Source organism: Granulosicoccus antarcticus IMCC3135 (assembly GCF_002215215.1).
Taxonomy (GTDB): Bacteria; Pseudomonadota; Gammaproteobacteria; order Granulosicoccales; family Granulosicoccaceae; genus Granulosicoccus; species Granulosicoccus antarcticus.
The window spans coordinates 3,103,417-3,128,675 of record NZ_CP018632.1; the positions used below are offsets into that span (position 1 = coordinate 3,103,417).

Annotated in this window: 15 protein-coding genes; 5 read left to right on the forward strand and 10 right to left on the reverse strand. The window is 51.7% G+C overall.

What is annotated here, in order from left to right:
* The first annotated feature begins 273 nt into the window (after positions 1 to 273).
* Complete coding sequence (locus IMCC3135_RS13410) at positions 274 to 5,652, forward strand: DUF3320 domain-containing protein (RefSeq protein ID WP_088918084.1); 5,379 nt, start codon at positions 274 to 276, stop codon at positions 5,650 to 5,652.
* A gap of 348 nt (positions 5,653 to 6,000) precedes the next feature.
* Here IMCC3135_RS13410 and IMCC3135_RS13415 read toward each other — a convergent pair whose 3' ends face one another.
* The 7 genes from IMCC3135_RS13415 to IMCC3135_RS13445 all read right to left on the reverse strand — a co-directional run bounded on the left by IMCC3135_RS13415 (position 6,001) and on the right by IMCC3135_RS13445 (position 14,978).
* Positions 6,001 to 6,264 (reverse strand): transposase, encoded by a 264-nt coding sequence (locus IMCC3135_RS13415; protein WP_088918085.1) that lies wholly within the window; start codon positions 6,262 to 6,264, stop codon positions 6,001 to 6,003.
* Positions 6,265 to 6,458: 194 nt separating this feature from the next.
* Complete coding sequence (locus tag IMCC3135_RS13420) at positions 6,459 to 7,235, reverse strand: M48 family metallopeptidase (protein ID WP_088918086.1); 777 nt, start codon at positions 7,233 to 7,235, stop codon at positions 6,459 to 6,461.
* Positions 7,235 to 10,504, reverse strand: coding sequence for a type I restriction endonuclease subunit R (locus IMCC3135_RS13425; protein ID WP_088918087.1), 3,270 nt, complete (start codon positions 10,502 to 10,504; stop codon positions 7,235 to 7,237). The genes IMCC3135_RS13420 and IMCC3135_RS13425 overlap by 1 nt, the downstream gene beginning before the upstream one ends.
* Entirely contained in the window at positions 10,497 to 11,537 is a 1,041-nt protein-coding gene (locus IMCC3135_RS13430) for a virulence RhuM family protein (RefSeq protein ID WP_088918088.1), read from the reverse strand. Before IMCC3135_RS13430 ends, IMCC3135_RS13425 begins: the two co-directional genes overlap by 8 nt.
* 33 nt (positions 11,538 to 11,570) lie before the next feature.
* On the reverse strand, positions 11,571 to 12,884 hold the full coding sequence (locus IMCC3135_RS34050; RefSeq protein ID WP_157735966.1) for a restriction endonuclease subunit S: 1,314 nt from the start codon (positions 12,882 to 12,884) through the stop codon (positions 11,571 to 11,573).
* On the reverse strand, positions 12,874 to 14,394 hold the full coding sequence (locus IMCC3135_RS13440; protein ID WP_088918089.1) for a type I restriction-modification system subunit M: 1,521 nt from the start codon (positions 14,392 to 14,394) through the stop codon (positions 12,874 to 12,876). The genes IMCC3135_RS34050 and IMCC3135_RS13440 overlap by 11 nt, the downstream gene beginning before the upstream one ends.
* Positions 14,391 to 14,978, reverse strand: coding sequence for a restriction endonuclease subunit S (locus IMCC3135_RS13445; RefSeq protein WP_088918090.1), 588 nt, complete (start codon positions 14,976 to 14,978; stop codon positions 14,391 to 14,393). Before IMCC3135_RS13445 ends, IMCC3135_RS13440 begins: the two co-directional genes overlap by 4 nt.
* A 532-nt stretch (positions 14,979 to 15,510) precedes the next feature.
* On the opposite strand from IMCC3135_RS13445, the gene IMCC3135_RS13450 reads away from it, so the two are divergent.
* The 4 genes from IMCC3135_RS13450 (at position 15,511) to IMCC3135_RS13470 (ending at position 23,033) form a co-directional block, all read left to right on the forward strand.
* Positions 15,511 to 16,509 (forward strand): AAA family ATPase, encoded by a 999-nt coding sequence (locus IMCC3135_RS13450; protein ID WP_088918091.1) that lies wholly within the window; start codon positions 15,511 to 15,513, stop codon positions 16,507 to 16,509.
* Between the two features lie 434 nt (positions 16,510 to 16,943).
* Entirely contained in the window at positions 16,944 to 19,325 is a 2,382-nt protein-coding gene (locus IMCC3135_RS13455; RefSeq protein WP_088918092.1) for an McrB family protein, read from the forward strand.
* On the forward strand, positions 19,322 to 20,632 hold the full coding sequence (locus tag IMCC3135_RS13460; RefSeq protein ID WP_088918093.1) for an McrC family protein: 1,311 nt from the start codon (positions 19,322 to 19,324) through the stop codon (positions 20,630 to 20,632). Before IMCC3135_RS13455 ends, IMCC3135_RS13460 begins: the two co-directional genes overlap by 4 nt.
* Positions 20,633 to 21,410: 778 nt before the next feature.
* On the forward strand, positions 21,411 to 23,033 hold the full coding sequence (locus IMCC3135_RS13470; RefSeq protein ID WP_157735967.1) for a fibronectin type III domain-containing protein: 1,623 nt from the start codon (positions 21,411 to 21,413) through the stop codon (positions 23,031 to 23,033).
* Positions 23,034 to 23,087: 54 nt separating this feature from the next.
* On the opposite strand, the gene IMCC3135_RS13475 is transcribed toward IMCC3135_RS13470, so the two are convergent.
* From IMCC3135_RS13475 to IMCC3135_RS13485, 3 genes are read right to left on the reverse strand one after another with little or no spacing between them, the layout of a single operon-like run.
* Positions 23,088 to 23,708: a hypothetical protein gene (locus IMCC3135_RS13475; RefSeq protein WP_088918096.1), complete on the reverse strand. Its 621-nt coding sequence runs from the start codon at positions 23,706 to 23,708 to the stop codon at positions 23,088 to 23,090.
* A complete protein-coding gene (locus IMCC3135_RS34055) occupies positions 23,701 to 24,030 on the reverse strand; it encodes a transposase (RefSeq protein ID WP_157735968.1) in 330 nt (109 codons plus the stop codon). Before IMCC3135_RS34055 ends, IMCC3135_RS13475 begins: the two co-directional genes overlap by 8 nt.
* Positions 23,927 to 24,469, reverse strand: a complete 543-nt coding sequence (locus IMCC3135_RS13485; protein WP_088918098.1) for a hypothetical protein — start codon at positions 24,467 to 24,469, stop codon at positions 23,927 to 23,929. The genes IMCC3135_RS34055 and IMCC3135_RS13485 overlap by 104 nt, the downstream gene beginning before the upstream one ends.
* Between the last annotated feature and the right edge of the window lie 790 nt (positions 24,470 to 25,259).

A 25,259-nucleotide genomic window follows, 5' to 3' on the forward strand; every position in this document is an offset into this window, starting at 1 on the left:
TGTGAAATCACGAAGCTCCTGCAATGAGGCATGAGTCCTGAGAGCAAGTATGAAGATGGGTATGGATATGGAACTGGTTATTATCAAGCGAATAATTGACGTGCTTGATGGAGTCTTTGAAATCGTACCTAGACCTTCAATTTGCAAATACGTTACTAGATACTTTGCGCATAGTCTTTGGCTTCATATTTTGAACAACGCCCAGGAGCTAACAGACTCGTTGCCGGTCTCAACTCGAAGAACCGAGTCCATTCAGAATGTTGGAGTTCTGCAATGAATAGCTCAGTTGAGATTACCTCGCTTGAGCGGGATCGCCTAAAAGGATTGTTTGCGTTCGGTCGTGGCCTTCTGGCCGCAAGCTCCAAGACGTTGACAGATATGCGAGCTCCCGGACTCGGTTGTTTTCTTGAATCTGAGCTATCAGAGCTCCGTGGTCTTAGCCTTGATCGTGAAGATGGAACTTGGTTAAAACTTGAGAGGCAGCAGCCTTCTCGACCGCCGAAGCCTGAGCAGTGTATTCGAGATTGGTTTGATGGAGGTATCGATGACCCTGTAAGCAAGCCCACACTAAAAACAGTATTGGTAATCGAAGTTCCTATAGAAGATGCATCGGATCTCTGTGAAGGTGGACTTGTCTCGATCGAAGATATTCACGAGCATGAAGTAAATGAGGTAACTGTTCGGCTCGCTATACGATTGGAGAATTTGCAAGAACTACTTGCGGAAATAAATGAATGGATTGCAACGGTTTGGGTAATATGGGCGGAAGATGAAAAAATAACACGCGTATCTACTGCCGTATATGAGCAACTTTTTCGTCTTTATAATCAAATGCATGGAGGGACAGAGACGCCTCCTGAGTTGGTATGGGGTATGGGGATTGCAACTTGGCATCATGAGGGCGTCAGAATCAATAAACCTGTGCTCGAGCAACTAGTCGATCTGGAACTAGCCGATGACGGGGCGCTCCTGATTTCCCCGCGAGACGTTAATTTGGCATTGGATCTGCGACCGTTTCACGATATCGATTCCAATGCAGGTGCGCGAGCTCAAACGAATCTGGAAGAGCCCATGCGTGCGCTCGTGTCGAGTGAATCTGAGCCAATATCGCCGTTTGCTCCCGCGTATTGGGAGCCTTTGCTGGCACAGGCTGCCAGTTTACTTGCATCAGATGCGCGTTTCATGAGTCGCGAGGAGCTGGGTGCAGGTGGGAATCTTGCTGGTTCCGGGGACTCGCTTGAAATAGTCTCCAGATGGGCGCTTTATGCTCGCCCGCGCACGACTGGAGCGCTAGAAGACGACCTCCGACGCCTTGGTGAAGAAGCCATGGATGCTTCCGGTGCTGTTGCCGAAGCGTTGTTTGGTTTCGTGCGTGATCCATCGTCGACAGTTGATGCTCCGGTCATGTCTCCGACAGTTCAGCGAATTGGTGGAGCGCAGACGAATGGCAATAATGATTGGGATGGTGAGGAAGGAGCCTCCGGGTCCGCTAGTCCAAAGGCTGTGCCACCAACTTATTTCTTTCCCCTGCCGTACAACGAAGAGCAGGGTCGCATTATTGATCAGCTTGAGAAACATCCTGTTGTCACAGTTACCGGGCCGCCGGGAACTGGTAAAACACATACGATTGCCAATATAGTTTCCCACTACATGTCTATTGGAAGACGTGTTTTGGTGACGGCACGTACTGCGGAGGCGATCGCTGCTGTTCGAGAAAAACTACCTGAGGAACTAGCTGTATTAGTCATTGCATCGGTGGGATCAGATAGAGAGGGAACGCGGCAACTGGAGGAGGCGGTCGAACGACTGTCTGATGAGGTTGTATCTCTTGATGAGGTGGCGGTGCGAGAAGAAGTTGATCGACTCGGAACAAACCTGCTCGCGATAGATACCGAGGTTCAAGAGTTGGATTCAAAGCTTGCTGCAATAGCCAAGAAAAACCTTGATCCGCTGAAGTGGCAAGGTGATGAGCTGACGGCAATGGAGATTGTTGAACAGCTGAGGTTACATGCTCCTGAGCACGAATGGTTCGAAGACCGACCTAGCGTAATGGCGCCTTCGACCCTTGATGCTGTCGTAGAAGAAATTCGTCAAAGATTGCCTTCTATCGGTAATGATCTTGCTCATTTGGGAGTCGCGTTACCAGATTTGGCATTGTTGCCAAACGCCAAAATTCTAATAGAACTACATACGAATGAGCAAGAAAGGCGAAAGCAGCCCGTTGTAGACCCAGCCTCCCAACCGACGATGGCGCTCGCTTCGGTTGATTCGGAGACGCAGGCCAGGCAAGTTCTGAAACTCCTTTGCGATGCTCAGGAGAGATTTTCCACTCTTACCCCATGGGTAGCAAATGCAATAGCGTATGGCTTAGACGCGCGTTGTCGTGGTGATAGAAGTAGTGATGTCATGTTGCCAGTGCTGGAGGCTAACCAGCGGCTTGAGGGCATTTCAGTGAGTGCATTGTTGTACGAGCTTGGTGAGACTACGCAGGTAGAGTTCGAAGAGGCGATTGTCAAAGCCTGTAGAACCGGTAAGCCGTTATCGATGATACAACGCCTGTCAAACAAAGCACTCTCACAAACTATTGAATCGATTCGATTGGAAGGGGCTGCGCCTACCAGTATCGATGATTGGAGAGATGTAAATAGCAGCTTACGAGCTGAAGCGATGCGACCCGATATTGAAGCTTTGTGGCGTGAGTCAGCGCATTACTTGTCTCTCCCGGCCTTACCTGAGTCGTTACCTGAAATGACTGGTATCGTCAGTGAATGTGCTAATTGGCAAGAAAGAATAGAGCGTGCTGCGGATAAGCTATTCACGGTTGTTGAAACGCTTGAATCGCTGTTTCCAGTGGGGCTCGATGTGCGTGGGAGATTTGCGGCATTGGAGTTCGATACGCTGATTACGGCATTGGAAGCTAATCTAGGGAGGTCGACAGATCAGTCTTCGACTCTAGAGGAGTTCCTACACATGACGAAAAGTACATCAGGAGAGCTGGCAGAGCAACTGCAAATACTTTATGACATGATCGGCGAGGAGTCTGTTAGCGGCAATGATCTTGTTGTACAACGAAACCTGATTACTCACGAGGTTGCTCGGCTGAATGCTCTGCAACCTTCACTGGATAGGCTTGGTATCTTGCTAGACGCGCTTAGTAAGTCGGGTGCGTCTGTATGGACGAGCCGTCTAAAAGCTAACCCCGTAGAGGCTGAGGCTTTATTGCCAGGTAATTGGCGAGATAGTTGGGCTTGGGCAGAAATGACTGTTCGAATCGGTGAAATACTGTCACTAGGGAACGGCGATGATATTTTGGAGAAGAAGCGACTTTTAGCTGGTGACAGGCAGAAGCTGTTACGCAAGCTAATTCGTGCAAAAACACTGCTTGGTTTGAAGCCACGTATGAGCGATGAAGTGCGTTCGGCCCTGCATGCTTTTACCGCTGCCGTTCGTCGGCTTGGAAAAGGTACGGGGGCTAGTGCACCTAGATGGCGACGCGCCATGCGTGAGGAGGCCATGAAGGCTTCGGGTGCAGCCCCAGTTTGGATTATGCCTGAGTACAAAGTGTCCGAACAATTGCCTAGCGTGCCTTCTTCTTTCGACCTTGTTGTGCTTGATGAAGCGTCGCAATGCGATGTCACCTCACTTGCTTCACTAGCACGTGGTGCACGTTGTCTGATTGTTGGCGATGAGAAGCAAGTTAGTCCTTCATCAGTCGGCCTTCCTGTTCAGCGCATAGATACACTTCGAGCGGAATTTTTGTCATCTGTTCCTGCTCGAAATTTGATTGACCAGGATACATCTATCTTCGATCTTGCAACGCAGATGTACCCTTCTAGCCACTTGATGTTGAAAGAGCACTTCCGTTGCGTGGAGCCTATTATCAGGTACTCATCTCGCTTCTATCAGGATAGGCTCGTGCCATTGCGAGTGCCGAAGGCATCTGAGCGTTTTGATCCTCCGCTTGTAGAGTTGCACGTGGCCGGGGCTTCTCGTGATGGTGTGACGAACTCGGCTGAGGCAGCTGTCATCGTCGATGAGATTGCAGCGATCGTACAAGACCCAAGTCATGCATGGCGGGGGATTGCTGTTATCTCGCTGCTCGGTCGAAAGCAGGCTGATCTCATTGAACGGCGTCTGATGGCGGATGAGCGAATTGGTACAGAGGCGATGAAGAGACATCGCATTATATGCGGTGACGCTCGTACGCTTCAGGGACAGGAGCGTAGCGTTGTCTTTCTATCAATGGTAGCGGTTCCAGAATCCGTGCGTGCGCAAAGTAGCAAGGACATTCAACAGCGTATGAATGTAGCGATGAGTCGTGCATGTGATCGATTGTATCTTGCACGTTCTGTTTCAATGTCGGATTTGAAGCCCGGTGATATCAAAGCAGATGTGCTGAAGCATTTTCGTGATCCCATGCCGGAAGGGGGCTCCGCACGAGACAAAAGTGTAATCGAACTTTGCGAATCCGGTTTTGAACGTGATGTTTGTCAACGTTTGATGGATGCGAACTATCGAACTCGAGCACAGGTGCGCGCAGGGCCGTTTAGAATCGATCTTGTGGTTGAGGGTGGGGATGATCGTCGGCTTGCTATTGAGCTAGATGGAGATCATTGGCACGGTCCAGATGTTTGGCATAGAGACATGCGTCGACAAGCCTCGCTTGAGAGGGCCGGGTGGACATTCTGGCGTGTATTTGGGAGTCAATGGATTTCAAATAGGGATCATCATTGGAATGATCTTCTGGCAACGCTTGATAGGCTTGGTATACAGCCTATAGGGGCAAAAGCGAGCAATGAGGTGTTCAGCGAAACTCGACGATTTGTTGTAGATGGAGATAACGTAAGGCAGCGGGGAGTTGTCATAGATGATGACGTCGATATCGTTGATGACGTCGAAAAGTTGGAAGTTGTCGAGCCCATTGTGATATCTGATAGCGATTTTGACGTGATTGCCGAAGAAGCGCTTGACGACGAGTCCGCCGCTATTGATTCAAGTCTGGATGTTGTCGATGCTGCTCAAGAAACCGAGGGGCTGTTGGAAGCTGGTATTGGTTCTGAGAATATAAATACTGATAACCAGGTAAGCTCCGGTAATGATGAAGTGTTGGTAGAAGACGTTGCGAGGCCTACTGATGAAGATTCAGCATTCTATGACGACACCCATCGGCCAATTTTGCTAAAGAGGTTGTTGGAAATAGTAGATGCTGAAGGCCCGGTGGATAGAGAGCTATTAACTCGTAAAATTTCGGGAGAATATGGCTTCAAGCGTACAGGGAGTGTTATTCGTGACACCGTACGGGATGCACTGGGTAGTCACCGTGCTATCACGGTGTGTACGGAAACCGAGCGCGAAACTATTTGGCCAGAAAATCAGTCACCGACTGAAATAATTCCATGGGAATCAGGTGCGACAGGGAGTAGTGCCGATTGGGATCAACTTTGTGCTCCTGTCAGAGCCGGGCTGATTGCACATGTGCTCATTGATAGACCGCGGAATATTGGGCGCGCTGTACTCACTCTGATCGAACAGCGCAAATTGACTATGAAGTTAGCTTTAGAGATTGAAGCTTCTAGGGTCGTTGCGGAGCGTCATGTTGATCATTCTTCTATGGGTCCAGCGGTAGATTTATTTGATGGTATCGATGCCTAAGATTAGGGGGTGTTGTTATCGAAATATTGCTAAACAGTCTCTTCTTACAATTGTTGCTCAACACAAAAATACAAGGGCAACATTGGCGCTTTGGCGATGAAATGTATCGACGGAGTTCGATGCGATGTTTTATCGGCTAGGACAGATAGTCTGACTAGCCATCGACTGGATTTCCTTGAGATAGAAACTTCCGAAATTCATCGGATATCCTGTCATTGTTTGTGACCCGTTCCCAGAAATTTCTGGCTAATGATTGAACCTGTTTTTGCATGGGTACGTTCCCATTCAGGCAATCAAGCCTGCTATGCTGGCAAGCCAGAAGAGCCATTGCGCGTCGGGACCGCGGGGTTACCACTTTTTTGTATTGATCTCCTTCATGACATCGACCTCCAGATCACGCTCTGCCAGTAGTTTCTTGAGGGGTTGGTACTCGTCACGCAGAGCCTTAAACTCTTTGACATCGTTGACTTGCATTCCGTCATATAGCCTTTGCCAACGATAGACTATTTGCTCAGTGATGCTGTGACTTCTGGGCGTAGCCGCGGCAGTCGTCTCGTTGGCTTCGCGTAGAATCTTGAGGATCTGCTCGTCTGAGTGTTGCTTCTTTTTCATTCCCGTTTTACTCTGATTGGGGAAAACCTAACACGCTCCTTGGTCCAGTGCTAAAGGGGCACTCCACCAGTACAATTGGAAATGATGCGAAGAAGCTGTTGGTCAACCTGACTCTTTTCTACTGTTTGAAGAATTAATTGAAAAGAGCCTGTGTCTCAGAACATCTATTTAGAAAGGCTATTTCGGTAGGGAGCCTACTCATTCAACAACAACTCCGCCATCCCATCCAACTGCTGCTTAACCCCCCTCCACTCCGGCATCACCTGCCCAAGCAGCCGATAAAATCGCTCCCCATGATTATGTTCCTCGATATGACACAGTTCATGCAGGATCACATAGTCAATGCAGTCCCGAGGGGCCTTGACCAGGTGGGGGTTGAGCATCAGGGTGCCACGGGCTGAGCAGCTACCCCATTGTTTTTCCATGGACAGGATGCGAAATGCCGGTATCTCCTTGACCCATCGGGTTTGAGGCAGCAGGTGTTCCAGTCTTGTGGTGAAGACCTGTTGTGCGCGTATTCGATACCAGTCTTTTACTAGCTCTCTGACGCGATCAGGCTTGTCATCCTGAAATTTGGGAAGACTCACCAGTAACTTCCCTCGGGTCATTTTGACCTGCTCGGTAAGCTCGGGGTTTTCCTCTACCTTCAGGACATGGCGTCGACCAAGGTAGAATTGCATCTCGCCGCTGACATAACGGCGTGGTTGTACGTAGGTTTGTTGTTCGTTGAACGACTGCCGGCTGTCGTGTATCCACTTGGCTCGTTTCATCACGGCCTCATGGATAGCGGTTTTCTGGGCACCCTCGGGAGCGCTGACGACAACCCGGCTATCGGGCGTTACCCGGATGGTGATCTTTCTGAGCTTGTCGCTGGCAATGGCTTTGCGTTCGACGCGGTAGGGAACATGCATATCCCCGTAGACAAAACCGTAATCCTCGAAGCATTCCGGCGCGCTACCGTCGTCTGTCATTAAGACTGGTACCCGGACAGCCCCAAGCGGGTAATCTGTATCACCTCGGCAATGATAGCTTGTGCTTTTTCCACGCCGATCTCCTGGAACAGCAATGGCAACAGTCCGACTCTTATCTGGTTCTCGATTTCCTGCGGGTTGATGGAGTTTTCAGCGACCGACTTGCGCACCACTTCGTCAATCTTTACCGAGAACTCGAAGCACTGGTCTTCGCTCAGCGGGGAGGGCTCGCCCAGTTGCATCAGGAATAGCCCGTAGTAGGCCTGTACATGTCGCCTGACGCCCGGTTCAAGTTCTGCGAATCGTTCTGTAGGTAGTCCGTCTACCTCTCGTGCCTCTACCTGGCTTTCAAAGTCTGCGAAGAGCAGGTATTGCTTTACCGGTGCATCGAACATCTCTTTGGCTTCGGCGATGGCCTCTTGCAGTAACTTTGAAAAGTAGGCTTGCGCGTAGGGGTCGTCGGCCAGTTCCTGTTCAATCTTGCGAGTGACGCGGCCGGTGATTCGGTCACGGCGGTTGCGCGCCTCGTCGTCGCTGAGGGTTTCCGGGTTGGTGTCCTTGCCCAGATCGGTGACCAGATAGGCCCCTTCAGGTTCGTTGATGGCGACACCACCGATATGCTTGTCCAGCAAGGTACGGATACTGTCAGCATAGGCATCGTAGTCCACCGTTTCTTCGGCATCTTCACGCACCTGTTGTCGTAGCTGCGACATCATCTTCAAGGTGTCCTTGTACAGTTGGCGCTTGTCGTCGAAGCTCTTGTCATCGAAATAGGTGGCTGATTGCAGTGCCACCTTCATGCAGTTGGCAAAGGCGGTGAGGGCGTCGTAGAAGTCGTGACGCTGTTTCAGGTTGAGGTCAGTCAGTTGGCCATCGACTGTTTCGATTCGTGGGCTGAGGACCTGACGCAGGGCAGGCCCGTCCTGCCTGTTCTTGACGGCGGCAAAGATGGCCCACAGATCGCTGTACAGTCCGGGCAGCTTCTTGTATTCCGTATCCATGCGATTATACAGGCCTTTCAGGTCATCGATGTCGAAGCCCTCCTGCGTGCGCTCGGCCAGATCCTGATATTTCTCGATAGTGGCATCCAGCTCTTTGAGAATGCCGCGGTAGTCAATCAGGTAGCCAAACTGCTTCTTGCTGTGCAGGCGGTTGACACGGGCAATGGCCTGGATCAGCGTGTGCTGCTTCAGGGGCTTGTCGATATAGAGCACCGTGTTTCTGGGCTCGTCAAAGCCGGTCAGCAGCTTGTCGACTACGATCATCAGGTCTGGGCCGTCTTCCCTGGCAAAGGCGGCAATAATGTCATCGGTATAGCGTTTCTCATCTTGCGCACCGACGGTGTTCTTCCACCAGTTCTGTACCTTATCTTTACTTTCCGTGTCGATGTCATCGTGACCCTCACGCGTGTCTGGCGGGGACATGGCTACCACCGAGGTCACTTTGCCTATCTTGTCCAGAAGCTGCTTGTAGGCGATGGCAGAGGCCTTGGAATCGCAGGCGAGCTGCCCCTTCAGGCCTTGCTGCTTGAAATTCTGGAAGTGATCAGAGATGTCGTGAGCTATCAGCTCCAGGCGCCCTTCAACCTGATAGATCTGCCCTTTGCTTGAGAATTTGCGTTTCAGGTCCGTGCGCTGCTTGTCGGAGAGCTCATCGGTGATGCGATCGAACCAGGCATCGATGGCCTGATCATTGGTATTGAGCTCGGGGATGCGCTCTTCGTACAGCAGGGGCGTGACGGTGCCATCCTGCACCGCCTGCTGCATGGTGTAGGAGTGGATGATGGTGCCGAACTTGTTCTCGGTTTTATCATCCTTCAGGAGCGGCGTGCCGGTAAAGGCCACGAAGGCGGCTCTGGGCAGTACCTGCTTCATGCGAATATTATTCTCACCGCTCTGGCTGCGATGGCCCTCATCAATCAGTACCAGTATGTCAGCACTGTCGTTATAGCAGGCAGGCTGGTTCACGGCGGTGCCAAACTTGTTGATGATGGAAAAGATGATGCGCTCATTGCCTTTGCCGATTTGTTCGGCCAGACGTTTGCCAGTGGTGGCCATGGCCTCGGTTCTGTCCTTGTCTAGTACCGCGCCGCCCGAGACGAAGTTTCTGGCCAGCTGCTTTTCCAGGTCAACACGGTCGGTGACGACCACGACCCGGCACTGGGAAAGTTCGGCCAGCCAGATCAGGGCCTTGGACAGAAACACCATGGTGAATGACTTGCCAGAACCGGTGGTGTGCCAAATGACGCCACCATTGCGCGCACCTTTATCATCGAAGGTGGTGATGCGTTTAAGCAGGGCATTGATACCGAATACCTGCTGATAGCGGGCGACAATTCTGCCGGCCTTCTTGTCGAACAGCGTGAACAGACGCGTCATGTCCAGCAGGCGCTCAGGGCGGAGCAGGGAGGTCAGTAGACGGTCCTGATCGGTGACGATGCGCTGGCCGCCGCTCGTCAGGGTTTCATATTCCTTGCGAGCGCTTGGGGGGCGATGGTCGAACAGGGCAGTGAGCTGTGTGGGCGTCAGGGTCTGGTTCTTCAAGCGCAAGAACTCGGCTTCATCAATATCCTCCTCCTTCCACTTTGCCCAGAAGGTGCTCGATGTACCGCAAGTGGCGTATTTGCCTTCATGCCCGTTGATGGATAACAGCAACTGGCTGTAGGCAAACAGATGCGGAATTTCATCGACTTTCTGATTGCGGATATTCTGGGAAATGCCTTCATCGACGGTCGGTTTGCCACTGAATGAGGAGTCGGGGCGTTTGGCTTCAATGACGACCCAGGGTAAACCATTGACGAAGCAGACGATATCGGGGATGCGCTTACCGGTGCCTTGCGCGTTCTCGACTTCCATTTCCTCGGTGAAGTGGAAATGGTTTTCAGAAGGCGTTGTCCAGTCGATGATCTGAATGGTCGGGCTGGCTTTCTTGCCGTCGACAAACTCGGTGACGCCGACCCCGAAGGTCAGCGCGTTGTAGAATTTCTCGTTGGCCGCCTTAAGCCCTTCGTTCATGGCCGGGGTAGCCAGCTCATGCACGATTTTGTCAATGGCAGCCTCAGAGAGTGGCTGTTCCTTGCCCATGAAGGGGAAAGTCTTGCTTGCCAGTACCGAGCGCAGCACGGAGGGCAGAATCACCGATGAGCGGCTGCCGCGCATGGCCATGCAGACGTTGGGCGGGATAAACTGATAACCCAGTTGAGCAAGCAGCGCCAGCGCAGGAATCTTGGCACTGTGCTCTTCGTTGAAGTTAGCGATAGGGTCAGTCACGGTTCTTCTCGTCGAGTAGGGCGCGTAGGGCAGCAATATTGGTTTGAGCGCCTTCGGCCTCTGTCAGGCGGCGGCGCTCCTCGGTATAGCGATCGAATTCAGATTTTGCCTTGTCGTCCGCCGCTTTTCTGGAAATGCTTCCCGCGTTCTCAAGCACGTCGCGATCATTGAAGCGCAGAAAGTCATCAAGCTTGCTTTGCCAGTCTTGCAAAAATACCTGCTTGCGTCGTAGAGTCTGATCTTCGGCAAAGTCTAGCCACATGGTCACGATACGATTCAGGGCCGCAATTTCGGCCTCGTTCAGATAGTTCTTGTCAATGGTTACATCCGTCTTGCGAATATCCTCATTCTTGAAACTGGTCAGTCCCATATCAGGCTTGTCGGCATCCACACGCTGAGCGATGAGTTCGGCAGCCGTCAGACCAGTACTGGCAAAATGCAGTTTGTTCTGAATGATCTGAAAGAAGCGAGTGGTGTCCTTGTTGCTCGGCGTGTAGTCCGCAGCGAGGGTGAAGATGTCTTTGACGCGCAGATAGACCCGACGTTCGCTGGCACGAATATCACGAATGCGTTCGAGCATTTCGTCGAAGTAATCGGGCACCGCGGAATGACCAACGGGCGGATTCTTCAGGCGCTCGTCATCCATGACGAAGCCTTTGACGAGGTATTCTTCCAAGGTACTGGTGGCCCAGCGGCGGAACTGGGTGCCGCGTGAGGAGCGTACCCGGTAGCCTACTGCCAGGATGACGGGCAGGCTGTAGTGGCTAACCTGCCGTTTTACCTGCCTTTTGCCTTCGGTTTGAACTTGTAAGTAATTCTTACAAGTTGCAGCTTCGACCAACTCATCTTCATCGTAGACCGCACGAATGTGCTGGGTAATGGCTTGTGGGGTGACGCCGTAGAGCTGGGCAATCAGTGCTTGTGATAACCAGAGAGTGTCTGACTCAAAGCGACACTCCACCCGTACTTCACCATCCTTGCTTTGAAACAGGATGAATTCGCCAACGGGTGGGGTGTCGTTGGGGGAGGTCATTGGGGGTGTAGGTGGCTGCTATTGAGGCTGGGGTTAGTCATCGACTTTGACCCGGCGTTTGCCTGTTAGCAGTTGTTGCATTAGTGCTTTTTTTTCCTGACGGAGACGAGCTAATTTTAATTCGATTTGATCTATTTTATTGTCAGCAGCACTGAGAGCCTGAGCAATTTTTCTTTGCTCAACTAACGACGGCATTGGAATGAAGCATTTGGCAACGTGTGATGGACCAAAATTCAATTGGGCAGAGCCCGTGATTTGCCTTCGGATTTGATTCTTGAACAATGATGACATAAGGAAATATCTGAGATACTCGATGCTCGCCGTTGCAATGCAGCTTGAATTGACTTTGAATCTCATCGTGCTTGTATTCATGCACAAAGGTAAATGAGATTTTTCTAAGAACGCAATTTTTTCATCAAATCGATCTACCGAAATTCCTGAGCACGCAATAACTAGGTCGCCATCTTCCGCTAGAAAGTGAGCATATGGTCCATAGCCTTCCTCTTCGGAAATATGCGTTCTTGTGTTTTCCAAATTGATTCGCGACTTCTGAATGTTTGTTCCATTGAAGAGCTTGACGCCCGACTCGGTAAATTGATGATTTCTAACGCCTGGGCCTTCCTGAAACCAATAATGTTTAGCAATTCTTTGCAAGGCCCAATATTCGGGCAGTTTCCCCAGTTTTTTCTGAACGAAACCTTCTCTCACAGAGAAATCCCCCTCAAACCCCGCAAACCGCTTCTTCCCCGTCAACAACTGCTGCATCAGTGCTTTTTTCTGCTGCTTGCTGGCATCGATCAGTTTTTCAGTGGCGGCGATTGCGCGATCCCAGGTTTGCAGGATTTTGGCGATTTTGCGTTGTTCTGGGAGGGGTGGGGTTAGTAGTGGGATACGTTCCAATGATGCCTTGTTTAGCTTGAAGCGCCCTGCGCCTTGTCGACTGAGAAAACTAAATATATCCCGGTGCATAAAGTAGTAATAGAACCACTCTCTGGTGACAGTTTTAGATTCCGCTATTATGTGTGCATGATTGTTTACTGTGCACTTTCCGTCTACCAACTGTGTCATCGGTTGGTCCCTATATTTTAGGAAGTGATCACCGTCTTCACCAATAAGAACATAACTTCCGTCTTGCTCGTATGAGCCTATATAGCCTTGAATCTTTGTAGGCCCGTAGTATGGAAACGGGCCCGGATTTATACCCCGTTCGCCTTCGTTGATTGGTCTGCGTAAGTTGTTTCTAATTTCGAGAACTTTGCCTATGAGATCAAAGGACCATTGTTCTGGCACAAACGCAACACGAGCCTGCATCAGTTCGAGTGCGCTGTATTCGTTTTCAGGAACCATAACCCAACTCCTCCAAATACCCCGCCATCTCAACCTCCAACCCATCCAGCTCCTTCTGCAACGCCAACCGCTCCTTGCGTACTGCCATCAAGTCAATCTCTGCCTCCTCTTCAAACGTATCCACATACCGTGGGATATTCAGGTTGTAGTCATTCTCCTGAATCTCCTCAACTGTTGCCAGATACGCATACTTGTCCACGCTTTCACGAGCCTTGTAGGTATCAATAACCTTCTGGATATTCTCAGGCGTCAACACATTCTGATTCTTACCGGATTTGAACTCACGGCTGGCATCGATGAACAGGACCTTTTCATCCGACTTGTCTTTCTTGAAGATCAATATGGCGGCTGGAATACCGGTGCCGAAGAACAGCTTTTCAGGCAAACCAATGACAGCATGCAGCAGGTTTTCATCGATCAGCTGCTTGCGAATCTTGCCTTCGCTGGAGGCGCGGAACAAGACGCCGTGTGGCACCACCACACCCATGCGGCCTGTCTTTGGCTTCAGGGTTTCTATCATGTGGGAGATAAAGGCATAGTCGCCTTTGGTCTTGGGCGGGATGCCTCGGCGGAAACGGCCCCATTTGTCATCGGCTGCATCGTCATGCCCCCACTTATCCAGAGAAAATGGTGGGTTGGCGGTGACGATGTCAAAGTGCAGCAGGCCGCCGTCCTTGTCTTGCAGTTTGGGGTTTCTGATGGTGTCGCCCCATTCAATGCGGTGATTGTCCTCGCCGTGCAGGAACATATTCATCTTGGCCAGTGACCAGGTGGAGCCGATGGCCTCCTGACCGAGCAGGGCATATTTGCGGGAACCGTTGAAGTTCTTCTGTACCTGCTTGCCGCACTTCATCAGCAGTGAGCCGGAGCCGCAAGCGGGGTCGCAGATCTGATCGCCTTCCTTGGGTTCCAGCAGGATGGACAGCAGGTCGGAGACTTCGGGCGGGGTATAGAACTCACCGGCCGATTTTCCGCTGCTGGCCGCAAAGTGCTTGATCAGATATTCGTAGGCGTTGCCGATGACATCCAGCGAACCGACGCGGCTGGGGCGCAGGTCGAGGGTTTCCTTGCCGAAGTCTTCGAGCAGGTGGCGCAGGATATCGTTCTTCTGTTTTTCATCACCGAGCTTGTCGGTGTTGAAGCTGATGTCCTGAAAGACGTTCTTCAGCTTGGTGCCGTTGGCCTCTTCAATGGCGTGCAGGGCTTCATCGATGCGTGTGCCATTACCCGGCGTGTGGCGCTCCTTGTACAGCACGGAGAAGGTGGCATCGCTGGGAATCTTGAACGATTGGCTTGCCATCATGGCTGCAATCATCTCGGGGTTTTCCCCGAACTGTGTCGCCAGCTCTTCAGCCTTGTCCTTGTGCACATCGGAGATGTACTTCAGGAACAGCATGGTGAGCACGAAATCTTTGTAGATGGAGGGGTCTACGGTGCCGCGGAAGGTGTCGCAGGCACCCCAGACGGCCTTGTTGATCTGGTCCTGATTGATTTGTACGTCGACTGTCATGTGGATTGCTCTGTTGCCAACGACCAGGCGGTCGTCTGCGTAATTTTCTGATCGATTGTTGCCAGTTTTTGTCGCACGTGTTCTCGTTGTTTATGCAGGGCGACAAGCTGGGTTATTTTTGTCTGGACGTCGAGTGTCGGCAAGGGGATGTCCACGCTGCCCAGGTTATTTTCACTGATGAAGGCGATGCCGGTGCCTTCCTTCAGAGCGTGCAGGCGTTGCTGCACCTGTGGGGTGTTCAAGGCCCAGTGAAGGTAGTCAGCGGTGGTCTGTTGTGGGTCAGCGGTAATGACCAGCAGGCCAAAGGTGGTGATGATGGGCTTGCCTGTCACTGTTTGCAGGATCGGACGATAGGCGAGCTGACGCTGGCCTCTGGCCATGAAGACGACATCGTGTTCATTGACGTGATAACGAGGCACCTGTTTGCCGAGCTGGACGCAAGTCAATGTGCCTGTTTGCAGCTCGGCATTTTGCGTAAGGTCGCTGGCCTGTATGACCCGGGTGTCTCCAGTCTCATCATGTTCGATACGACCGCGGAAGGCGAAACCGTTTCGCAGGGTGGCAATGTCTGAGACCTTGGCCACTACCGGTGACGCTCGGGTTCGATGAGGCTGGTGGCTTGGCTCAGGCTTGTGTCGGTTTCATCGCGTGGGTGGTTATGTTCTGACATGTTTGATCGGCTTGTCGCTTCTGCTTCCTGCAAGGACGAAGAAATACGGGATGGTCGCTTTTCACCACGGTTGCAAGAGTAGGGAAGGTGGGGGTAATTGTCAATTGCTTATTGATCCTACTGCAATATAAATGAACAGGCTTGGTGATGATTTTAGCTGAATTTGCGGCGAGATATTCTGCAAATTGTGTCGCGAACAGCTTGTGGTTCCGGACGATTGTGGGATTAGGGCGTGACAATTGTGACCGAGAGGCAGGGTGAGGGGGTTATTGACGCCGGTTTGCTTCAGAGGCAATGTGCGCGAACGCCGTTGAACAATTGCGCGGTGTCAGTGCCCCGCGGTGCGTTTCCTCGGCGGGTGGTAGTGGTATCCAGTGATTCCTTCAGCAATGGGGCCATATGAAGACTTTCAGGTATAGAATGCTCCATGACAAAGGGACAGGCAGATGGCTAGTGCAAGCCAATTAAAGGCGTTGCTCGAATCGCACCTGAAAGGTGACGATGAGCGCTTCTATTCCGTGGCCATGCAAGTGGCCGCGCACGAAGCGAAGCGTGGGCATGGCAAACTCGCCGAAGAGTTGCGATCACTGGTTGATCGGACCAAGGAAGCACGAGGTGTTGAATCGCTGGAATCAGCGCAGGCGACGCCTATCAGCCGTCCACGAGGGGAGCTGGCAAATCTGCTGGCCGTGTCGTATCCGAAGGCTCGCATGGGCGATATGGTATTGAGTGATGAACTGACCGTGCAGCTCAATCGTGTTGTTCGAGAACAACGACAAGCCTCCCGTATTCTCTCGCACGGCCTGACTCCTCGGCGAAAGCTACTGCTGATGGGACCACCCGGTACTGGCAAGACAATGACCGCTTCAGTGCTGGCAGGTGAGCTGGGGTTACCCCTGTTCCAAGTTCGCTTTGACGGTTTGATTACCAAATTCATGGGGGAGACAGCGGCCAAGTTACGGCAGATCTTCGATGCAACGGATCGAACCCGCGGTGTCTATTTCTTCGACGAATTCGATGCCATCGGTTCTCAGCGTGGTCCGGCCAATGACGTGGGTGAGGTTCGGCGCATTCTCAACAGCTTTCTGATGATGATTGAGCAGGACACTTCACACAGCCTTATCGTTGCGGCTACTAATCATCCTGAGATTCTGGATCACGCTCTGTTCCGTCGCTTTGATGATGTGCTGCACTATGACTTGCCGGACGAGGCTAATATCGCCTCAGTGCTCAAGTCACGCCTTGGGTCTATGGCTGCAAAAGGGGTGTCATGGAAGAGGCTGGCTACCTTAGCGCAGGGGCTAAGTTACGCAGAAGTGGTTCGCGCCAGTGATGAAGCCCTGAAAGTCGTTCTGATTGATGACCGTGAAGAGGTGTTGGAAAAAGACGTGAGGGATACCTTGGTAGAGCGGCAACGGATAAAATCAAGACTCCAATCACGGTAACTCGAATCATGGAGATTCTCGAGTCGTATGGCGACACAGGACGAGCGACGTAAACGGCATTTCATTCTCAGTGGTACTTCTGAGGCAAGAGGATATAGGCCTCCAACAGGGGGCGGAGTGCGGTTACACGTTAGTACTTCGTTAGACCCATTCCCTCTGAGCGAGGGTTCTCGACGTGCTATAGCTATGAATCGTATGAACTACGTTTCGGTGTCAAGCGACCTCTGATTCAACGGCGGACTTCCAGGCTCGAATCAAAAAAGCGGCACGGTAATGAGGAGAAGCGTTCACAATCGGGGGAGGGTGATTCTGCGTGGTTACTGGGCGCGAGAAACCGCCACAAGGGCTCGCTCCATTACGGCACTAGTTGGTACCGGGTGTGCTGAGATCAAGCGCATGGTTGTTCAAATAAACTGGAATAATTGAAAATCCACATGGCTGACTATTTTACCCACGAGCATTTTAAACTGTTGAACGAGTGGAAGGGGAAGAAGCGCGACAAAGCCAATCCCGATCAGAATCACGCGTATGAAGAGTTGAAAAACGCGTACGAGGTGACCAAAGCCTGGGCTGATGAGTTGCAAACGAGGTTGTTCCCAACGGGCTATGTTGACGTTCGAAAACGCCCAACAAGCCGGGCGAACACCTTTTTTCCGTACAACTGGGCGCGTATCTATCCATCGAAAGACTCTCCCAAAGCGTTGGCCTATACCGTGGGAATAGGGCATGATGATGGCTTTGTGGTGAAAATCGATACCGTACACATTAATGATGGTGATTCTGTTCGTGGAGAGTACTTGTCATTGCGTGGTAACTACGACAATACCTCCCCCTTTGTTGCCGTGCTTTCAGCCTCAGATGGGCTTGAAAAGACTTTCGCCGAGTTGGTCGATTGGAGCGTTGATAGCGTTCGAAAATTTTCTATTGACTATGATGAGTTGGCAAACAAACTACAGTTGGAGAAGCCACAAGGTGATGAAGCATTACTCCAACATTTTGATGGCAAGCCTTCCTTCAAAACATTCCGAGCGTCTTGGACATCACAAGAATCAGCTGCTTTTTGCAAGCTAGCCAGAACCGTTCACGAGCTAGGTCTGGATTGGTGGCACATGGCAAGCGGCATCGAGGTGCGCTTCGGTCGCAAGAACCCCGATAGCGAACGAGCCGTTGGCGTTATCGGTACCATTCGCGGTAGTCGCACCCGCACCATTACCTTGAGGCGCGAAATAGGTGAGTTGGCCAAACTGCATCGGGAGCCATTTGCCGACGAACTGATTGAGACTATTGTTGGCGCATTGTCTGCTGAACCGGAGAACCTCGAAGACCTGCTTGTGACGGAAACCGGGCGCGAAGGTCTTTGGCCAGATCAGCTTCGGGATGACCCTGCGGAATCTGGTGTGGATTCGGATGGCAACTTGGATAGCGCGCAGGCTGATAGTCAGGCTCTCAATCGCATCTACTACGGTCCACCGGGAACCGGAAAAACCTATCAGGTATCCAGACTGATTGAACGAGAGTATGTGCAGAAGATGTCTTTGGTCAGTGAAGATGAATGGCAAAGTCAATTCATCTCGGAAAATATTGCGAGCTTGACTTGGTGGGAAAGTGCAGCAGCAGCTCTCTATGACCTTGGAGGTTCAGCGCGTGTTGATGCATTGCTGAGTCATGCTTTCATGCAAGCAGTTGCTGCGGCCAAGAGCGCCAACAAGAACGTTCGAAACACCATCTGGGGGGCCTTGCAATACCACACAGTTGAAACATCAGAAGTTGTCAAGATGAGCAAGCGCATGGCACCTGCGGTGTTTGACAAGACAGCGGATTCAGTTTGGAGTTTTGCAGGGGAGTGGGAAGAGTCATGTGCAGATATCATTGAAATGGTAAAGGCTTATCGTGCTGGCCCTCCTGCGGCAGGGTCTGTTCATCGATACAGCTTCGTCACTTTTCATCAGTCCTACGGGTATGAGGAATTTGTAGAAGGTTTGCGCCCTTTGCTGGATGACGACACTGAATCCGGTGCTATCAGATACGAGATAAGAACAGGTGTGTTTAAAGAGCTATGTCGTAAGGCGCGTCTTGCTCCCGCTCAGCGGTTTGCGATGGTCATTGACGAAATAAACAGAGGCAATATCAGCAAGATATTTGGCGAATTGATCACGCTGATAGAACCAGACAAGCGTGAGGGGGCGGAGAACGAAATATCCGTGATACTGCCTTACTCGGGTCATCATTTTTCGATTCCTCCCAATGTTGACATCATAGGCACAATGAACACAGCAGACAGATCTCTGGCTCTACTGGATACGGCTCTGCGAAGACGATTCGAGTTTGTCCCTGTGCTGCCGGATACGCGTGACGAAGAGGGAGCGCCTCTATTTGGTCTTTGCGTGAGCATGGATGAAAAGACTATCGATGTTCCTCGATTGCTTTCTGCCATCAATCAACGTGTGGAAGCGCTTTACGATCGTGAGCACTGTATCGGTCATGCCTACTTTACCTCTCTTGCAAAAGTTCCTGATGGCGAAGAAAGGATGGTTGAGCTGTCTCGAGTGTTCAGGAATCGAATCTTGCCCTTGTTGGAAGAATATTTTTTTGAAGATTGGCAAAAAATACAGCTTGTGCTGGCTGATAACCAGAAACCTGAAGCGGTCCAGTTTGTGATTGAACAGCAGGAGCATGAGCAAGACCTCAACCGCCTGTTTGGCAGCGACCACGGGCTTGATACCTATACCACCAAGCAGCGCTACATGATTCAGGATTCATCGTTTGCGAATCCGGATGCCTATATCGGAATCTATCAAACGCTGCCAAGTAGATGAGCGGCATTACCATTTTCGAGTTTGATGCTTTAACTGCTGATGGAGTGAACTTCACTGAGGCCGATGATGTACATCAGATTCCGCATAGCGTTCTGGCCTGGCTGGAGGAGCAATGCTTGCGAGCGGCTGAAGCGAGGCAGGGGCCCTGGCTGCGATGGTGTCAGCGAGGTGGGCGTCGTGCAATACAGGTGACCAGCTTTGTCGGTGTCATTCGTGCCCCGGACGGTTACCAGATTGAGGTGCTACCCAAGGTAGGTAAAAACATCGGAGGCGGGGTTGTTGAAGTACGCCAGTTACTGATAGACATGTTGTGCTGTCTGCCTGGTTTCAGGCATATTCAGACCGATAATGCGAAACTCGCTGCAGCGAAGATGCCGCTGTTGGAAGTCTTTGTTAGCGAATTTCTCCGTGCTGTTGAGAGAGTCGTCAAGCGAGGGCTTCGAAGTGACTACCGTCAGCGTCAAGACAATCTGTTCGCCTTGCGCGGCAAGCTCATGATGGCGCCGCATCTTAGGCAGAATCTTTACCGAGCAGACCGATTCCTCGTCGAGTTTGATGAATTCTCAACTGATCGGCCAGAAAACAGACTGTTGCACGCCGCATTACGTCGAGTCTTGAAATTGACGAGAACTCAGACGAATCAGCAATTGGCAAGAGAGCTCGATTTTGTTTTTGCCGACGTCCCATTACCTAAACAGATTCGGAGCGACTTTCAACAAGTACGAGTGGATCGTGGCATGGGCTTCTACACCGATGCTCTGGCGTGGGCACGACTCATACTGGATGAAGAATCACCGCTAACAGGCTCTGGCCGCGACACGGCACCGTCATTGTTGTTTCCTATGGAGGCGGTTTTCGAAGCCTATGTGACCAAACACCTATCAAGGCAGTTGAATGCCTCGCTGACGCTGAAAACGCAAGCACGTAGTCATCATCTAGTGGAACACCGCGAACAAAACTGGTTTCAATTGAAACCTGATTTCCTGGTTCGACAGTCAGGTAAAGACATACTGGTCCTTGATGCCAAATGGAAGTTGCTGGATAGAGGAAAGATGAACGGTTCGGAAAAATACGGGTTGTCCCAGAGTGACTTCTATCAACTGCAAGCCTATGGGGTGAGTTATCTGGATGGTGTCGGTGATGTTGTTCTGATTTATCCCAAAACAGATGAGTTCTCAGAGCCACTGTCAGTTTTCGATTTTCCAAAGAATATCGGTATGCGCCTTTGGGTTCTGCCATTTTGCTTGAAACAGCGTCGATTGATGCTGCCGAGTGTGTCGGGCTTTGGTGGGCTGTTTGTTCTTTAGGGGAGCGAGGGAAGCCAGGGGCGGGGTAGTTATCTGTAAGCTTCTGTCTTGGCGGCTATGTCTCATGTGTTCAACTTTAGCTGACTCTCGGTTGAAAACGTTCTGTGGCGGTGACTTGAAAGTAAGTTGGTCGCCAAGTTAGAAATAATTCGGGGGAGTTTTAGGCTCTTAAAAGATGAGGTGCTTCTCCTTCTCAGACAGTCTTGTATTCGCTCTTCGGAAGTCGTTTGGCGCGGACTCGGTTTATTCTGATGCATTACGCAACCCCAATAAAAGCAGTGCCCCTGACCAGAGCTCGGATTTTCTTGGGGCTCATCAGAACGTGGACTAGGCATTGATCGAGAGAACGTCATATAGCTAGAGCTGCCGGCGTATATTTGTACCAAAATGTGTCTGTTCAGCCCGCTGTAGCTCACCAACTGAGTATGAACACCTATTTTCACGGAGGAAAATAACATTAAGTTGGCTCTACTTGCCGGGAGGCACCCCCTCAAACCATCGCCGCCCAATACTCTACAAACATGTCCCCCGGCAGGGGCTGTCGCAGCCGCCAAGACGACCTGAAGGGGGAGTTCCGATTAATGCTCGATGTAGCCGGAGGGACTTGCTTAGAAACACGGCATGGTTATTTCATTGGTTTTTTCCTGATCAATCAGATGATCGAGAGGATGGGTCTTCTACGTTACTTGGGAAGCCACTATTACCAAGTCAGCAAATAGCTCATCCATTATCATGATCATCAGAAGTCACCCCCAATCACAACACGAGTCAAAAAAGGATGAATTCAACAGGGCGCGTAAGGCATAGCGTTGTTCTCACCACCGGTATCCTACTGTCGGCAAGCGCGCTAGCAGACACTACAGCTCCCGGCAACCTTCGTTATGCCGTGTATTCCAATACGGCCGCTGAGCTCTTCTGGGATCGCGCCAGTACCGACGATGGCTATGTTAGCGGTTACGAGATCACTCGTAATGGTGAAGTGCTCGACATGCGTGATGGTCTGAGTCTGTTCATCACAGACCTTCAGCCGGGCACTGAGAACGTATTCGCCATAACGTCCATCAGCAGCGTTGGTGAACGCTCAACCAGCGTCAGTGCGAGTATCGATACCGGTTCAGCGACACCGCCATTCAACTCGGCGGCACTAGCTGCACCAACCGGTCTGCGCAGCAATCGTTATTCCTCGCAAGCCTTCGAGCTTTTCTGGGATCGTGTCGAGGGACAAGCCTACCAGTACGACGTGGAGATCAATGGGACGGCTGCCGGTAGCACCGATGGCACCAGTTTCTTCGTTGGTGACGAGACGCTTTATCGAGATGAATCGGGTGAGTTGCAGGTCACGCTGGTTGCGCGCAATGCGGCAGGTGCGAGCTCGGCGCAAAGCCTGTTGGCACTCACGGCAGGCGATGGTAATGGGGTGCCGGATGATGGCGAGGATGAGCCACCAGTGGCTGGTGATGATGCCTTGCTCTCACTCGAAGGCGCCGGCAGTCTTCTTCAGGAACTCACCAGTCTGATGCGCAATAATGGGTTGACTGAGCATCTGGGTACCTTGATCTATCTCAACAGCATTGATGGAAACAACTACAGTTCTGTGGAGGTGCTTGAAAACACGAGTAATACGTTTTATACCTCCGATGCTCTGTATCGACGTGAGTGTGTCGATGGTGGCAGCGTTAAACATCGCGTTGAATGGAGTTACCACCTCTTTTACAAACACAGCTACAACGTGAGCGATTGTCGATTTCCGGATTATCGCCTGGTTTCCGGATTTGGCACATACACCAACGAGTACGACGGCTACGTCTATATCGGTAATCGCTGGACCGGTTATCGTGGGGAGTTCGATGCGCTGGTTGTCGAGCAAGGGGACACCCGCGAAACGATGACGGCATCGTTGATACAGAACAAGACCGCGCAAGGTCAGTTCCGTCCAGGCGATCCCGATAATGTGCGTCGGTATTTGCGTATCGAAGACGGGGAATACGATTATGAGCAGGGTGACGTCGAGGTTCAAGTGCGTGACTGGAGTCATCGCTTCAACCGCTACGATCCGAATACGGGTGAGAATGCTTTCAATCGTCTGAACTCCACCTTCACTGTGAGCGCAAGCTGGACGGATGGGCAGACACTCGACATCGACGCGGTGTTTGATGGTCGCGGAGAAGAAGCCCCCTGGTTCGATAGCGGTCGCCTGCACATTGTCAGCGACAACGGTGACACGCTCGAAGTACTGGCCGGCACGGGCGATCCGGAGACCTATCAGTTGGTGTCCACCGTGAATGGCGTGACGGTCTCCGAGATACGTCGCTGGGATGTCAATGGCTGCGAGCTCGTCAACACGACTTGGCAGCAGGATCTTGAGCGGGAGCAGTGCGTGTTCATGCCTCCGCTGGGGTGAGGGCATCCGGCCCTAAGGCAGGATGTGAGTGCACTAGCCTTGATGAGACAATAATCAGGCAGCCCTTTGAAGGTTTGACTGCCATCTGATGAAGTTCTTCAGCACCGAGTCGTTGGCTCCCAAGTCCAGCACAGCCTTATCTGATACATTCAGCAGCAGCTCGGCGCGATGAATTAATCGTTGGCGTAAGGTGTTGATATGCTCGTACCGCAGTAGGGTTCGTCGCTTTTGAGTACGAGCTATTTTCACCCCATTAGCCGTGGCTTGCATGGAACGATTGATGTTAAAGGCCATCAAGTTCAACAGCTGCCAGGCGCTGTTGGCATGGTAGTTTTGAGTCGGAACCGCTGCGAAGGCAAAACCGGATTTCAGCTCTCCGTATACTTTCTCGTGAGTGCCGCGCCCGCTCATGAACTTCCACAAGGCCTTGCCGGATAGAGACTTATTGCTGGCCACCGCACTGTATTCGTAGTGACCGTCATCGGGATCGAACAGGTCAAGCTGGAAGTGCCTTGAGCGCTTATGGTTGACCAATCGGCGGTAAACAGTGATCTTCTCGGTTCGCTTCCAGGGTTTGATACGGACCTTGGTTGTGAAAAAATCTACACCCGGCTCTGCCACCGTCCACCACCGGCGGTTCAGGATCCGTTGTTTGAGGCCTAGCCAATCATGCATCGGAGCCTTGCATAGCATATTCCACACGCTCCCGATCCAGCAATTCGAAGACATCTCTGCGAAAAAAGGCACCATCCATGCGCATTTCCCGAATCAACTTGCGGTTTGTGCTGCGCTGGCATTGATCCAGAATACTCTGGATAAAAGCGGGCGATGCTTTGCCATCATGAACGTTTCCTGGTCGGTTAAGCACGCCAAGCATCAAACTGCGGTTGGCCTCATAGGCACTGATTGGATAGTAGCTGGGTACTTTGCGCCGGTGCGGGTTGTATCCCCCGTTCGGCTCCTTCGGTTTGCAAGCCTGTGCAGAGTACCGATCCATCGATATGGATCGTCAGTCTAGGCAGATTCAGGGATCGGATCAGTCGACCCACCAGTTCTTCGTTCACGCGCCGAAGAGCTATCACTGAGCTGTTATCAAACTGTCCCATCCATCGAGCCACGCTGCGGGCACTGGGCAGTTGCTTCAATGAACAGAATTGCTCAACGATGGGATCGCCACGCAGACTATTGATGAAACGCAGTCGCCGACCGCCACTAAACAGCAAGGCCAGAAGGAGCAGAATCATGGTTACTTTGCCGTGGTCGGTGCCCGGCAAATGCTTGAGTGCATGTTGTCGAAGCAAGCTTGGCAAAAGCACTCGGCAACAACTAATGCGCAACAGCTCCAATCCTGCGTAACTGGAGAGTCGATCATCGGAGGCTCGAAACGTCAGATTGCCATTGATTCGACCCTGTGAATCTGTTCTCCATAATCTCACGGGAAGTGACCTCTTGATATTGGAATTTTTGAGCTTGGTAACCCAAGAATATCACTTGCCAGAGGCACTTCTCGTACTTACAACTGCATCAGATCGCTGTTACGTTTTGTCTCATTAAGGCTAGAAGCGAGGGGTTGCCTGATTGTTACAGGTCGCGCTTGATCGGCTTTGCAGGCATGCCACCCTGAATGAGGCGAAGCTTCGGCCGGCCGGGTTTTTTCTCGGCTCGGTCGGGGCGACGGGTATCTACCCGTTCACGACATGACCACTGCGTGAGGCCGGTTCAGGCTTAAGACATCAGCCCAGGTGGGTCGAACACAAATCGCGCGTTCACCTTGTCAGTGGCCAGGTGTTGCTCACAGGCCGTACGAATGAAGTGGTAGCTTGACACTCCGATCTTGTGGGCAGTACCGATGGTACTCAGTATCAGCGACCCGAATTGATCGCCCTGATAGGACTGGCTGGCAAAACTCAGTTTTCACCAGAACACGTATGAGCGCAGATACCGCTCAGCGATATTGTTGCCCAATGGTATGCGGTGGATTCTCGCGACAGCAAGTGAATACACTGGCGTTTAGCTCGCCCATCGATTCGCAATCGCGCACCGCGTTTCAGGATCTGCTGAAAACCTTGCCTCAATCGGTTCATCAGCCGAAAGTAAACGGCCTCTTCGATCTTGCCTTCCTGCCACCGGTGTCGTGTCTGAATAACCGCATGGGAAATCAGTAACAGCCGTCGCCCGATCCTGCCGTCGTTGCCGACACGTTCGTTAAGAGCAAGGATAGTGGAT